This window comes from Leclercia pneumoniae, from assembly GCF_017348915.1.
GTDB classification, from domain to species: domain Bacteria; phylum Pseudomonadota; class Gammaproteobacteria; order Enterobacterales; family Enterobacteriaceae; genus Enterobacter; species Enterobacter pneumoniae.
Window position 1 is genome coordinate 2,777,743 of the sequence record NZ_CP071383.1, and the last position, 14,085, is coordinate 2,791,827.

At 54.5% G+C, this 14,085-nt stretch carries 13 protein-coding genes; all 13 read right to left on the reverse strand.

What is annotated here, in order from left to right; genetic code table 11:
* Positions 1-43: 43 nt before the first annotated feature.
* The 13 genes from cpsG to wzc all read right to left on the reverse strand — a co-directional run bounded on the left by cpsG (position 44) and on the right by wzc (position 14,085).
* A complete protein-coding gene (gene cpsG / locus JZ655_RS13575; RefSeq protein ID WP_207292051.1) occupies positions 44-1,414 on the reverse strand; it encodes a phosphomannomutase/phosphoglucomutase in 1,371 nt (456 codons plus the stop codon).
* A 111-nt stretch (positions 1,415-1,525) separates the two neighbouring features.
* Positions 1,526-2,962, reverse strand: coding sequence for a mannose-1-phosphate guanyltransferase (cpsB, locus tag JZ655_RS13580; protein ID WP_040074898.1), 1,437 nt, complete (start codon positions 2,960-2,962; stop codon positions 1,526-1,528).
* A 3-nt stretch (positions 2,963-2,965) separates the two neighbouring features.
* Entirely contained in the window at positions 2,966-4,189 is a 1,224-nt protein-coding gene (wcaI, locus tag JZ655_RS13585) for a colanic acid biosynthesis glycosyltransferase WcaI (protein ID WP_207292052.1), read from the reverse strand.
* Positions 4,186-4,665, reverse strand: a complete 480-nt coding sequence (locus JZ655_RS13590; RefSeq protein ID WP_207293853.1) for a GDP-mannose mannosyl hydrolase — start codon at positions 4,663-4,665, stop codon at positions 4,186-4,188. The genes wcaI and JZ655_RS13590 overlap by 4 nt, the downstream gene beginning before the upstream one ends.
* Positions 4,666-4,667: 2 nt before the next feature.
* A complete protein-coding gene (gene fcl / locus JZ655_RS13595) occupies positions 4,668-5,633 on the reverse strand; it encodes a GDP-L-fucose synthase (RefSeq protein ID WP_207292053.1) in 966 nt (321 codons plus the stop codon).
* Positions 5,634-5,635: 2 nt separating this feature from the next.
* Positions 5,636-6,757: a GDP-mannose 4,6-dehydratase gene (gmd, locus tag JZ655_RS13600; RefSeq protein WP_040074894.1), complete on the reverse strand. Its 1,122-nt coding sequence runs from the start codon at positions 6,755-6,757 to the stop codon at positions 5,636-5,638.
* A 19-nt stretch (positions 6,758-6,776) separates the two neighbouring features.
* A complete protein-coding gene (gene wcaF, locus JZ655_RS13605; RefSeq protein WP_207292054.1) occupies positions 6,777-7,331 on the reverse strand; it encodes a colanic acid biosynthesis acetyltransferase WcaF in 555 nt (184 codons plus the stop codon).
* 15 nt (positions 7,332-7,346) lie between these two features.
* A complete protein-coding gene (wcaE, locus tag JZ655_RS13610) occupies positions 7,347-8,093 on the reverse strand; it encodes a colanic acid biosynthesis glycosyltransferase WcaE (protein WP_207292055.1) in 747 nt (248 codons plus the stop codon).
* A 12-nt stretch (positions 8,094-8,105) separates the two neighbouring features.
* On the reverse strand, positions 8,106-9,326 hold the full coding sequence (gene wcaD, locus JZ655_RS13615) for a colanic acid polymerase WcaD (protein WP_207293854.1): 1,221 nt from the start codon (positions 9,324-9,326) through the stop codon (positions 8,106-8,108).
* Positions 9,301-10,518, reverse strand: coding sequence for a colanic acid biosynthesis glycosyltransferase WcaC (wcaC, locus tag JZ655_RS13620; protein WP_207292056.1), 1,218 nt, complete (start codon positions 10,516-10,518; stop codon positions 9,301-9,303). The genes wcaD and wcaC overlap by 26 nt, the downstream gene beginning before the upstream one ends.
* Positions 10,515-11,006, reverse strand: a complete 492-nt coding sequence (wcaB, locus tag JZ655_RS13625) for a colanic acid biosynthesis acetyltransferase WcaB (protein ID WP_040074888.1) — start codon at positions 11,004-11,006, stop codon at positions 10,515-10,517. Before wcaB ends, wcaC begins: the two co-directional genes overlap by 4 nt.
* Complete coding sequence (gene wcaA / locus JZ655_RS13630) at positions 11,006-11,848, reverse strand: colanic acid biosynthesis glycosyltransferase WcaA (RefSeq protein ID WP_207292057.1); 843 nt, start codon at positions 11,846-11,848, stop codon at positions 11,006-11,008. The genes wcaB and wcaA overlap by 1 nt, the downstream gene beginning before the upstream one ends.
* A 74-nt stretch (positions 11,849-11,922) precedes the next feature.
* Positions 11,923-14,085: a tyrosine-protein kinase Wzc gene (gene wzc / locus JZ655_RS13635; protein WP_207292058.1), complete on the reverse strand. Its 2,163-nt coding sequence runs from the start codon at positions 14,083-14,085 to the stop codon at positions 11,923-11,925.

Genomic DNA, 14,085 nt, shown 5'->3' on the forward strand with positions numbered 1-14,085 from the left:
CTCGCCAATGGGGAGAAGGCGGGGTAAGGGGGAGGTTTTCGTATTACTGATTCAACAGCGCCAGAATGTCCTTTGTTCGTGCTTCCATCATCGCCGTGTCGGCGCGGGACTCCACGTTCAGACGCACTACCGGCTCGGTATTCGATGAACGCAGGTTGAAGCGCCACTGCGGGAAGGCCATGCTGATCCCGTCGGTGCGGTCAATCTCCAGCGCGTGGAGGGCAAAATGATGCTCCACGCGGGCAATCGCCTCGGCAGGCTGTGCCAGCTTGCTGTTAATCTCACCGCTCGCCGGGAAGGCGGCCATGCGGTCGCGCACCAGCTCACCCAGGGTCTGTCCCTTCAGGCAGAGCAGCTCTGTGACCAGCAGCCACGGGATCATCCCGCTGTCGCAGTAAGCAAAATCGCGGAAGTAGTGGTGCGCACTCATCTCGCCGCCATAAATGGCGTCTTCTTCACGCATACGCTCTTTAATAAAGGCGTGGCCGGTTTTCGACATCACCGGCGTGCCGCCTGCCGCCTTCACCACGTCCACCGTGTTCCAGGAGAGACGCGGATCGTGAATGATTTTTGCCCCCGGGTTTTTCTCGAGGAAGGCTTCCGCCAGCAGGCCGACGATGTAATACCCCTCGATAAACTGTCCTTTCTCGTCAAACAGGAAGCAGCGGTCAAAGTCGCCGTCAAAGGCGATGCCCATATCCGCGCCGTGCTCGATCACCGCGTTGCGGGTGTCGTCGCGGCATTCAGGCAGCAGCGGGTTGGGAATACCGTTCGGGAAGTTGCCATCCGGGGTGTTGTGAACCTTGATAAAGGTCACCGGCACATTCAGCGCCTTAAAGCGGGCCTCCAGCGCATCCACCACCGGGCCGGCCGCGCCGTTGCCGGAGTTGATCACCAGCTTCAGCGGCTTCAGGTTCGCCACGTTGATGTAGCCCAGCAGGTGGTCGATATACTCGTTTTGCAGATTAATTTGTTTGTAGCTGCCGCGCCGGGCTTCATCGACCTGCGGGAAATCGTTGGCTTCCGCCAGGCGCTGCACATCACGCAGGCCGGTGTCACCACTGATAGGACGGGCGCCCTTGCGCACCAGCTTCATGCCGTTGTAGTCCATCGGGTTATGGCTGGCGGTCACTTCGATACCGCCATCCACCCCCAGGTGGAACGTCGCAAAATAGATCTCTTCGGTACCGGACAGGCCGATATCCAGCACGTCCACGCCCGCGTCCTGCAGCCCTTTTGCCAGCGCCAGCTTCAGGGACTCGCTGGTGAGGCGCACGTCGCCGCCCAGCACGATAGTTTGCGGTTTTAAATATTCGCCGTAGGCGCGGCCAATACGCCAGGCAATGTCTTCGTTCAGCTCTTCGCCCAGCTTGCCGCGAATATCGTAGGCTTTAAAACAGGTTAACTTTTCCATGATTACCCCTTATTCAGGCAACAGTTGGCCCGACCCATACCCGGGCCAATTTCATTCTTATTTATTCACAGGCCAGGTAAGCGACACGCTATCTGGCAAACAAGTGCGCGGTTACACTCGCCCGTAGCGATCCTGGAAGCGGACGATGTCATCCTCTTCAAGATAGGAGCCTGAGCGCACTTCAATTAAGTCGAGAGGAATTTTCCCTGGGTTTTCCAGGCAGTGGGTTGCACCCAGCGGGATGTAGATGGATTCGTTTTCACCCAGCAGTTTGATTTCGCCGTCGATGGTCACTTTGGCGGTTCCCGCCACCACTACCCAGTGCTCCGCGCGATGGTGGTGCATCTGCACCGACAGCCCCTCGCCCGGCTTCACGGTGATGCGTTTCACCTGATAGCGGTCACCGGCATCAATGGAGTCATACTTCCCCCACGGACGGTACACTTCGCGGTGGATATGGTGCTCGTGGCGGCCGTCGGCTTTGATCTGCTCAACCACTTTTTTGACATCCTGAACGGCGTTGCGGTCTGCAATCAGCACGGCGTCTTTGGTCTGCACAACTACCAGGTCTTTGACCCCCACGGTAGTCACCAGGCCGGACTCGGCATACACGTAGCTGTTTTCGGTTTTATGGCTAATGACATCGCCATGATGGACATTGCCCTCTGCGGTATGCGCACTGATCTCCCACAGGGATGACCACGAACCCACATCGCTCCAGCCCGCGTCCATCGGCACGACCACCGCATCGGCGGTACGTTCCATTACCGCGTAGTCCACGGACTCTTCCGGGCAGGCCAGGAATGCCGCTTCGTCGACGCGAATAAAATCGAGATCCGGGTCGGTGACGTTCATCGCTTTTTCACAGGCGCGCAAAATATCCGGGCGATATTTCTCCAGCTCCTCGAGGTAACGCCCCGCGCGGAACAGGAACATGCCGCTGTTCCAGTAGTACTCCCCGCTGGCAACATAGGCCTGCGCGGTATCCAGATTCGGTTTTTCGACAAACTGCGCCACATCGAATGCCACGCTGTCGCCTTCGCCTGGTGTCACATCACCGCGACGAATATAGCCATAGCCGGTTTCCGGCATGTCCGGCACGATACCAAAGGTCACCAGCTTACCGTTTTCGGCATAGGGGATAGCGGCGCGAACCGCATCGCGGAAGGTCTCTTCCTGCTGGATGACATGGTCCGCAGCCAGTACCAACATCAGCGGGTCACACTCCGGGCTGCTGCGTTTTGCTGCCAGTGCCGCCAGGGCAATGGCCGGCGCGGTGTTACGTCCGGCAGGCTCCAGAATGATGTTTTCTGTCAGTTTGTTCAGCTGGCGCAGTTGCTCGGCAACAATAAAGCGATGCTGTTCGTTACAGATCACCACCGGGCTTTCACACTCCACGCCGTTCAGACGGTTCACCGTCGTCTGCAGCATGGTGAGCTCCCCTTTCAGGCAGAGGAACTGTTTTGGATAGAGCACGCGGGACAGCGGCCACAACCGGCTACCAGAGCCTCCAGCCATCACGACCGGATACAGTTTGCTTTGACTCATGATTTATCCCCGTATATCTGCAATAAATTGGCTCAGCACGTTCTCTTTTTCGAGCGTGCGTTCGGCATATTCACGTGCCACCGTGTTCTCTTTTGGCATGGCGAGTGCCTGTTCAATGCCGGCGACCAGGGCAGAGACCGACTCTGGCTCTACGCAGACGGCGATCCCTGGATAGTTGTCGCACAGCTGGCCTAATTCGGTTTCGGCTTCGGCGGTGATGACTGCGTTACCGCCGACGGCGAGTATGTTGGTCAGCTTCGACGGCAGGACGGCATCTGCCGCGCCGCGTTTCTGTACCACCAGATGGCAATCGCCCATCTTCAGCAGCGCCGGCAATGCGTCGTAGGACTGAAGCGGGAAGAATTTCACATTGGTCAGGCCGCGTTCGGTGGCCATTTTTTCCAGTCGGGCTTTGCCGCCCCCCTGGCCAACAATGACAAACTGCCATGGCTGGTCGCTAAGCTGGGTCGCTGCCTCAATCACGCTCTCCAGCCCCTGCTTTTCGCCGATGTTACCCGAGTAAAGAATGATTTTGTGCTCGTCAGGCAAACCCAGCTGCGTGCGCAGTGCCTGAGCGTCACTTTCTGTCACGTCACGAAAGCGCGCCACTTCCGACCAGTTAGGGAAGAAGATGACTTTTTCCGCCGCCACCCCCTTCTCCTGCGCTTTGTTCATCATGGAGCGCGAGATGGTCGAGACGTAATCGACGTTGTGCAGGCCATTGCGCTCGAAGGCGCTGGCCAGCTTCGCAACGGTGCCGCCCTTCCCTTTGCCGGCCATTCCCAGCCCGAGCATGGCGTCCACTTCATAATCCTGAATATGCAGCAGGGTGCGCGCGCCGGAGAGTTTGCCCAGCAGACGCATGCCTGGTGTGCAAAAGAGCGTCGGCACGACGCCAATAATGCGATCCGGCTTCCAGCGACGCTGCGCCATCAGCGGGAAGAAACTGCTCAGGGCAAAGCTGCCCAGATGAATTAAACGTTTCAGCGTCGACGGCTGCTTCGGTACATAAAGCGGGCAGCGCCATACGGTGGCCTTGCCCTCTTCCCGACGATAGCGCCAGCTGGAGTAGCGTTCGCCCACTTTCCACTCCGGGTAGTAAGGCGGTGCGGTAATGACCCGCACCTCGTGACCCTGGCTCGCCATCCACTCGACCATCTCACCGGTGTATTTCCCGATCCCGGTCAGCTCTGGGGAGTAGTTGATTCCGTAAACGAGGATTTTCATAGTCCCGGCACCCCGGCCTGACGCTCGGCAAGGAAATAGGCTCGACTGTTGTCGTGAACATTGTCGCTTGCCAGCAGCGCCTGTGGCGTCAGCCAGCGGTAGTCGTCATGCTGGGCGTCAGGCAGACGCAGATCTGCCTCACTGACCTTCAGACGGAAACCGAGCACCACGTAGTGGGTGGTGAAGTCCGGACCTGAAAAGTTATCGTCATAGAAGTGCTGCCAGACCCCGTAAAACTGCCCTGCCGCCATCGGCAGACGCAGGCCCAGCTCCGCGAGAGTCAGTCGCTCAAAGGCATTCGCCAGCGTCTCATCCTTCTGTACGCGCCCACCGGGCACGAACCAGAAACCCTGTGCAGGACGATTGGTTCGTTTCCCCAGTAAGAACTCGCCGCGTTCGTTCTCCACGATCAAATCAATAGAGATGAGCGGAGTGGAACGAACGACCGTGGCAAAATCTTCCTGACTTAAAAACATCATTACCCCCGGAAGCGGTGCTGATTTTCCAGGAACCACTGGTACGTGCTTGCCAGCCCCTGTTCCAGTGATACCTCGTGATACCAGCCCAGCTGATGCAGACGGGTCACATCCAGCAGTTTGCGCGGGGTGCCGTCCGGTTTGCTGGCGTCGAACACCACGCGACCTTTGTAGCCCACCACTTTCGCGATGGTCTGTGCCAGCTCACGAATGGTGCAGTCCACGCCGGTACCCACATTAATGTGCGACAGCATCGGCTCGGTATTCTCCTGCCATACCTCGCGATCCAGCTCCATCACGTGAATGCTGGCTGCCGCCATATCATCCACATGCAGGAACTCGCGCATCGGCGTACCGCTGCCCCACACCACCACGTCCGGTGCGTTATCCGCAGTGGCTTCGTGGAACCGACGCAGCAGCGCCGGGATCACGTGCGAATTGCTCGGGTGGAAGTTATCGTGCGGCCCGTACAGGTTAGTCGGCATCACCGAGCGATAGTCGCGGTTGTACTGACGGTTGTAGGACTCACACAGCTTAATCCCGGCAATTTTGGCAATCGCGTACGGCTCGTTGGTCGCTTCCAGCGTCCCCTGCAGCAGTTCGCTCTCAGCGATAGGCTGCTTCGCCATTTTCGGGTAGATACAGGAGGATCCGAGGAACAGCAGCTTGTTCACGTCATGCTTATGCGCCGCGTGAATGATGTTGCTCTCGATCATCATGTTCTCGTAGATGAAATCCGCCGGGTAGGTATTGTTCGCCACAATACCGCCCACTTTCGCCGCCGCCAGATAGACCTGGTCAATGCGCGTGTTGGCAAAGAAATCTTCTACCGCACGGCCATCAAGCAGATTCAGCTCGTCGCGGGTGCGAACAACCACCTCGACATCGCCGCGCTGTTCAAGCTGGCGAACAATCGCGGAACCCACCATTCCGCGATGACCGGCGACAAAAATACGTTGTTTTGTCATTCTCAGGACTCCAGCGCGATGGCAACCTCGTAGCCATGGGACTTAAGCAGGGAGTGTTTCTTCGCGGCTTCGAGATCTTTTGCCACCATCTCTGCGACCATCTCCTGCAGCGTGGTTTCCGGCTTCCAGCCCAGTTTTTCGTGCGCTTTGGTTGGGTCGCCCAGCAGGGTTTCTACTTCAGCAGGACGGAAGTAACGCGGGTCAACCTCAACAATGACATCGCCTGGTTTCACGCCCGGTGCGTCATGACCGGTTACAGAGACCACGATACCTTTCTCTTCAACGCCGGTGCCTTCAAAGCGCAGTTTGATACCCAGCTGCGCCGCGGCCATCTCTACGAACTGACGCACGGAGTACTGCACGCCGGTAGCGATAACGAAATCTTCTGGTTTTTCCTGCTGCAGCATCATCCACTGCATTTTCACGTAATCTTTCGCATGGCCCCAGTCACGCAGGGAGTCCATGTTGCCCAGGTGCAGTTTCTTCTCCAGACCCTGCGCGATATTAGCGATAGCGCGGGTAATTTTACGGGTTACGAAGGTTTCGCCGCGACGTGGAGATTCGTGGTTGAACAGGATGCCGTTACAGGCATACATGCCATAGGATTCACGGTAGTTCACGGTGATCCAGTAGGCGTACATTTTGGCTACGGCATACGGAGAACGCGGGTAGAACGGGGTGGTCTCTTTCTGCGGGATCTCTTGCACCAGGCCGTACAGCTCAGAGGTAGACGCCTGATAGAAACGGGTTTTCTTCTCCAGACCCAGGAAGCGAATCGCTTCCAGCAGACGCAGGGTACCGATGGCGTCAACATCTGCGGTGTATTCCGGGGATTCAAAGGAGACCGCAACGTGGCTCATTGCCCCCAGGTTGTACACCTCATCCGGCTGCACTTCCTGCAGGATACGGGTCAGGTTAGAGGTGTCGGTCAGGTCGCCGTAATGCAGATGGAATTTCGGGTTAGCCGCGTGCGGATCCTGATAGATATGGTCAACACGCTCTGTGTTAAACGAAGAGGCACGACGCTTAATACCGTGCACTTCATACCCTTTTTCCAGCAGCAGCTCTGCCAGGTAAGAACCATCTTGTCCGGTAACGCCGGTGATGAGAGCGACTTTAGACATGTTTATTTTCCTCTACTTATCAAAGTTTTTCAGTTTCTACGCGTTCGCGTATCACCACTGCGGGATTGCCACGGCAAACTGCATTTGCCGGTAGCGATTTAAAAACGCTGCTGCGGGCGCCAATAACGGTGCCATCACCAACAGTTACACCCGGTGCAACAAAAACATCTGTTGCCAGCCAGCATTTTTCACCAATCACAATAGGCGTGGCGGTAATATCAAAATGCGGGCTCATAAAATCGTGGCTGCCAGTGCACAAATAACACTTTTGCGATACCACCGCGTTTGCGCCGATGGTAATGTCGCCAAGGGTATATAACACCGCGTCATCCCCTACCCAGGCATAATCTCCGAGGGTTAATTTCCAGGGATAGGTAATTTTTACCGATGGGCGAATGACTACGTTTTTTCCTATTTTTGCGCCGAAGAGTCGTAATAAAAATGCTCGCCAGCGATATAAAATCTGCGGTGACCAGGCAAATAACGTTGCCTGTACGGCCCACCACAATTGAACTTTGATTCCGTTTGCGCCGCGAAACCCCTTCAGCATGGAAAAACCACTAAGATCCTGCATAACGTTCTCTTATATTTAGGCTTTGTTATAGAGGGCTTTCGTTTTACCCGTCGTTTTCAGACGTAAAAAATAAGATAATTCCGCCCAGAACCCTGGTACTCGTAATATTTTGCGCTGGACTTTTTTGGCGTCCTGGCACAATTCCAGATTATTCGAGGTTGAAACGCCGCCGATTGAGAATTCCGACACCAACCCTTTAATGCGTTTAAACGGGAAGCCCGCTTTAAACATTCTGGCGGCAAGGGCGTAATCGGATGAAACCTTATACTGCAAATCATAGGGGTAGGTTTTTAAGCCATTGACCGGGAAGAAAATAGCCTGATGACTGGCGGGCAGGCTATGATAAATATACCAACCATGTTTTGCCGCACGTTTGACTTTATTCCCGTCGCCGAAATCGAGCAGCGCATCGCCGATGTACATGGCATTCTCTTTTTCACGCATCAGCTGGCGCACAAACAACGCGACGTCTTCATGGAACACATCACCGGAGTTCAGGAAGATCGCGTAACGACCTTGCGCCATGTCGATGCCCTTATTCATGGCGTCGTAGATGCCTTTATCTTTCTCGCTGATATAACGTAAGTTGAACTCACCATTGCGTTTTTCGAGAAACTCTGCGGTGCCATCGTCCGAGCCGCCATCGACCACGATCCATTCAAAAGTGAGGCTGGGGTCGCGTGCCAGATTGCGCAGCGAGCGCCAGGTTTTTACTACCCCATCGTAATTACGAAAGGCGACAGTAATGACGCTAAGAAACATATAACCACCTCGTTATGAATTCGTAATATTAAGCGCTTTGCGCAAAATAAACGGACAGACAATTAAGAACGCATACTCCGGGCTAAAAATTGACCCAGTAAAGAACAGTGAAACCGGCGTAAAAAGATAAAGCTGCACACGAAAATTCTGATTATCACCAAACGCGTTGATCGTCATTTTGAATACTTTAAACAGATACCACAGCGTTAACAAAACGGCGAACCAGGAAAAATAAATAATTAACAGATACAGACCATTGTCTATGGTTTTACCCACGTCCGCACCGTTAAAGATTCCGAATGATGCAACATATTCGTAAAGTGAGCCGAATCTTACTACACCATCAATATGGGTTAATGAATAACCCACCATCACCAGCGGTCCAATTATACGATAATACGATGACGAGCCTTCTGTTCCTAAATCACCCAGACGGGTAGAAATGTACGGGAACGCGAATACCAGCCCGACTAAAAACACCGCTAATGAAATGATTGCCAGGGGCAGTTTTTTCTTAATCGCCTCTTTATTCAGGTACTGAAACGCCCATTCCAGCAGGTAAAACAGGATAAATGTCATCCCCCCTGAGAAGGACCCTGACAGGACAATTCCTGCAAGAATCATAGCATCGCTCTTAGGGGTTTTGATACCAAACTGTTTGATGCTGAGCCAAATTGAGATTAAAGCCAGAGCAAAAAATGCCGGTTCAAAATAGAGCGCAGTGGTTCGTTTTCCACCGAACTTAATGAAGTTCAGAACATAGCTGTTACTGTAAATCAGATATTTCGAGATTATCTCCATCAGGCTACTGCCACCGGTTAAAATAATCTGCGCCATTTCCATAGCGGCAAGCATAACAATGATGGCAATGACAATATAAAAGAACCTGAGGATCTTCCGATAATTATGTGGAGAGATGGTTTTAAACCGAATACTCCACACCATACCGATAATAATGACGATATAAACAAACAGCATGGTCGAGGTGACATATTTGCTGGCATCCAGCGACTGACCAAAGATGTAGTTAAAGGCGGTAAGCCCGGCGCCGAGCCCCAGCGCAATCATCAACTTCTTCACGCTTATCTTATCGACATACAACAACAGCAGAACCGGTAAGAAGGTGACGATGGTGATGGGGAAGCTCTCCCCCAGCTGGGCAATCTTGACGTTGACCAGCAGGTAAATCAGCGGCAGCAGCAGATAACTACAGATTCTGATAGAACGAGACATACTCCTCCAGCATCTGTTGGCCACTGTAAGCCTTGCGGCTGCGGTTGCGGAACGATTCCAGGGTAGTGCCAAAAACAGCCTGGGCAATCTCGGTCTTCGGCAGCTGGACCAGCGGCAGTACCTCCTGCTCAGAGAAGGTTTTCCCGCCCGATTTCTCCAGCACCTCTTGCGCCGCATCGCTGTGCGTTGCAATCACCGGCACGCCAATAGAGAGCGCTTCACATAAAATCAGGGGGTAGTTATCGACCCGGGAGCTGAACACCAGCGCATCCATACCGTTGAGGGCGCTCATCAGCTTGCGTTTGTCGGTTTCAAAGCCGTGGTTCACCACGTTAGCCCCTTCGAACGGCGAAAATTTACCGAAGGTGTGCAGCTCAATTTTGTCGCCGAGCGCCATCATGTCGCGCACCAGCTGCTGATTGGTTTTACCGTCGTAACGCAGGTCATGGGCGACGATAGCGATTTTCGGTTTGCCCGCTGTCGCCGCGACCGGCTCCAGCTCTGCCAGAATGGCTTCGGTGGCAACGTCGATGCCGTTATTAATGATCTTGCAGCGCCCTGCCCCATACAGGCTATTGAACGCATCGGCGACGTGCTGGCTCGGGGAGATAAACTGGCAGCCCAGCGCCAGCATGTCGCGAAACAGCTGACGTTTACCCGCCACCAGCTGATGGGCACGGTCAATTTTCACCGGCGGATAATTCTCGAGGGTCGGGCATTTCTGGCAGTTCGTTTTCCAGCCTTCACAGCCATCGGTAAACGCGCAGCGGCCGGTTACGCTCCAGTGATCATGCAGCGTCCAGACGAAGGTGGTATCGGGTTTATGCCCTTTCACCTTTTCACAAAACGCCACCACCTCTGTCAGCTTTAACCAGTAGCTGTGCAGCACATGAAAGTGCAGAACCACCGGACCCGGCGTGCGGGTTACCGTGCGATAGAGGTTATTCAGGTTGCCGAACAGATCCCGGTTAAAGAGGCGAAACAGCGCGATGTTTGCCACCGAGGTCAGGCGCGGGGTGTGTTTCACCACTTGCGGATAGTTATCGTGACTCACGCTTTTTTTACCGCCCTTGCCATAGCCGTAGACAAAACGCGACGCGAGCCCTTTTTGTAATGCACGCTGATGCAGATCCAGCGCGACGCCTGCTGCCCCGCCCTCGGCGAGACGAACATTAAATTGCAGAATATTCATTTAATCACCTTCACGCGGGCTTTTTCACCCACCACCAGCGCGTTGTCCGGAATACTGTCGAGCACGACGCTGCCCGCACCAACGGTGACGTTATTCCCCACGGTGATTTCGCCAATCATCACCACGTTGGCTCCAAGCTCAACGTTATTACCAATCACCGGGCAGGCAAGATTGTCCGGGCCGCGATTACCCAGGGTGACCCCATGGCGGATGGTGAAATCATCCCCGGCGACCACAAATTTATTGATCACCACCGCATAGCCGTGGTGAATCGTAAAGCGACGACCAATGGTGGCCGCAGCCTGAATCTCATAGCCAAAAAAGCATTCGGTAATGATGCGATAGAGCACCAGTACCGGCGCCGCCCAGAGGTTATTAATCACATTCTTCTTGCGCCAGACAGAGCAGAAATGGGCGATGCGATAAGCCAGAACCATGCAGCAGGGGCGCAGGCTCCAGCCGTTTGCGCGGCAATCTTCCAGAAACATTATTTCCCCCGAAGCCCGTCAGCCAGACGCTTGGTATTACGCACAGAAAAGAGCGTCAGCAGCGTGCGCCAGTTCATGCGCTTATTGCGGATCTGGTAGAGGGTAAAGAGCTGATACTTACGGCTCGCACGGTCGAACTTGTCTTTGTGCTTGCGGTAGAAATGGAAGTAGCCGGAGAACTTTTTCGGCGAGGAGGTAATCTGCATCTCACCGTGGTTGATGTGCAGGATCTGCGTCGCGTCCTCTACCTTCCACGGCTCACCGTACTCCACCACCATCCGCAGAAAGATGTCGTAGTCCTGCGCCGCTTTCAGGGTAGTGTCGAATAGACACTCTTTGAAACGCCATGACCAGGTAAAGACCTGATTACCAATAATATTGCGCTTATAAAAGAGGCGACGGGAATAAGGCGATTTCGGGTAGAGCGGCAGGCTCGCCGGTTGTGAATAGACTTCGCCCTGGCAGACATAATCGTTGGCGTACAGAAACGCGTGCGTAACCAACTGCGCCTGGTGAGACAGGAAGATAGAGAGACGGTTTGGCGTCCACTCATCGTCATCGTCAATACCGGTTAAAAACTCGCCTTTCGCCTGCAAAATCGCCTGATTGCGTACCGCGCAGGCGCCGGAATTGATCGCGTTGTGCGTGTACATCACTCGCGGGTCATTGAGGTCGGTAACGAAGTTCTGTAACTGCTCCCAGGAGGAAGAGCAGTCATCAACAATAATCAGCTCCCAGTTGTCGTAATCCTGACGTAAAACCGATTTAATCGCGCGGATCGCCAACTGCTGACGGTTCCATGTCGGCATATAGATAGAGATCAATGGGCGTTGTGTGGTCATGGTCTTCCCCGGATGAATTCGATGCCCTCACCCCTACCCTCCCCCTCTGGGAGAGTCGGGATGAGGAAAACAGGTTATTTACTGTCAGACTTATATTCGTACTCGTAGTACCCGTAATCCTGGTACTCGGTGGCGCGACGGAAGATGGAGTTAAGAATGACCCCCTTCACCTCAATGCCGTTCTGCTCGAAGCGACTGAGGCTGGTCTCCACCTCTTTAAGGGTGTTAACTGCATAACGCGCAACCATCAGGGTGGTTCCCGCATGGCGGCCGACAATGGCAGCATCCGTCACGGCAAGGATTGGCGGGGTATCGATTAACACCAGGTCATAGTGTTTGCTCGCCCATGCAATCAGCTGAGTAAAGCGCTCGCTCATCAACAGTTCAGACGGGTTTGGCGGCACCTGACCACGCGGTACGAGGTCGAAATTGGTAATAGAAGTGGGTTTGGCGCAGTTCTCAATGTCACCTTTGCCCAACAGCACTTCTGACAGGCCATTGACGTTATTGGTGCCGAGCAGCTCGTGGGTGTAGCCCTTACGCATATCACAGTCGATCAGCAGCACGCGCTTGTTGGTCTGGCTGATCACCGCCGCAAGGTTGGCACAGACAAAGGTCTTACCAATTGATGGACTAACCCCGGTCAACATCAGGACGTTATTTTTCGCCTGCATCATGGCGAAGTGGAGGCTAGTACGCAGGCTGCGCACCGCTTCAATCGCCAGATCCGTTGGGTTACCCACCGCCAGCAGCTGGCTCTGTTTGTAACGCTTAACCCCCTTCACGGTTTTGACGCTATCGCGGGATTTTTGCCATTCAGAGAGCGGAATGCTGGCATAGACGCTGATACCGTTCTCTTCCAGCACCTGCGGGCTTTCGATACCGCGGTTGAACAGAGAGCGCAGCAGTACGCCCACAATCGAGAGCATCAGGCCAAGAATGATACTGCCGAGAATAATCAGCGCTTTCTTCGGCTTCAGTACCCCTGGCTGGGTGATGGCCGGGTCGACGATACGGACATCGCCTACGGTACTGGCCTCAGTGATCTTCAGCTCCTGCTGTTTATTCAGCAGCTGCATATAAACCTGCTGACCCGACTCCACATCACGCGTTAGACGCACAATCTCTTGCTGGGTCTTCGGCATGGCGGTCACGCGGTTGTTCAGTTTGGCTTTCTCATCCTCTAAGGCCTTACGTTTTTCCAGCAGCGTGCGGTATGCCGGGTGACGTTTGGTATAGAGCTTGGAGATTTCCGCCTCTTTAAAGGTCAGCTCGTTCAGCTGGGCGTCGATATTGACCATCGAATCCAGCACCGATTTCGCCTCTAAAGGCAGGTCAACTGAGTCCTTATCCTGACGATAGGCGTTGAGTTTGTTCTCGGCTTCATCCAGGCTGGCGCGCACTTCAGGAAGCTGTTTCGCCAGGAAGGCCAGGCTCTTCGCCGCTTCTTCGGATTTACGCTCAACGTTCTGCTCGAGATAGTTGCGGGTGATGCTGTTCAGGATATCGCGGATTTTATCTTTATCTTCACCGGTAAAGGTCATGCTCAGCACGCCGGTATCTTTACCCGTTTCCGTCACCGTGAGGTTATTTTGCAGGTTGTTAATCATCCCAAGCGTGGAGAACTTGGTGACGGTAAACTCGCTGCCCTCAGCGGCCTGAATCGCGTTCACTTTAATGCTCACGCCATCTTTGCTGAGCAACTGCCCTACTTCGCCACGGGCGCTAAAGCCGGCGTCGCTGGTCAGTTGGTACTGCTTAGGCCCCAGCACTTCGAGGGTGAAGACCTGATCGGCCGCCCCCTTTGGCAGGCTAAAGTCAGTCACTTTGACGGTATCGTTTTGCCGTCCCATCAGACGATCCCAGCCCGCACCGAAGACCGGGAAGGTATTTTTGCTAACGGCGATATCCAGACCCAGGTCGCGCACGGTTTTACCCAGCACCAGACGCGACTGCAGCAGCTGAATTTCCGCTTCTGAAGCCGGTGGCTTGTTTGCCAGCGCCGAGCCAATATCCTGCACCAGCGAGTTGCCGGTGTTTTGCTCAATCTGCACCAGCGCATCGGCGCTGTAGATGGGAGTGGCGAACAGGGTGTAGACCACCGCCGCCAGCGCAAAGACGGCGGTGGTGCCTAACACCCACCAGCGCGCCTCAACCACGGTCCCAATCAGGCGACCAATATCGATTTCATCGCTGCCCGCGGTCGAGGCGGAAGAAGCTTTTACTTTTTCTGTCAT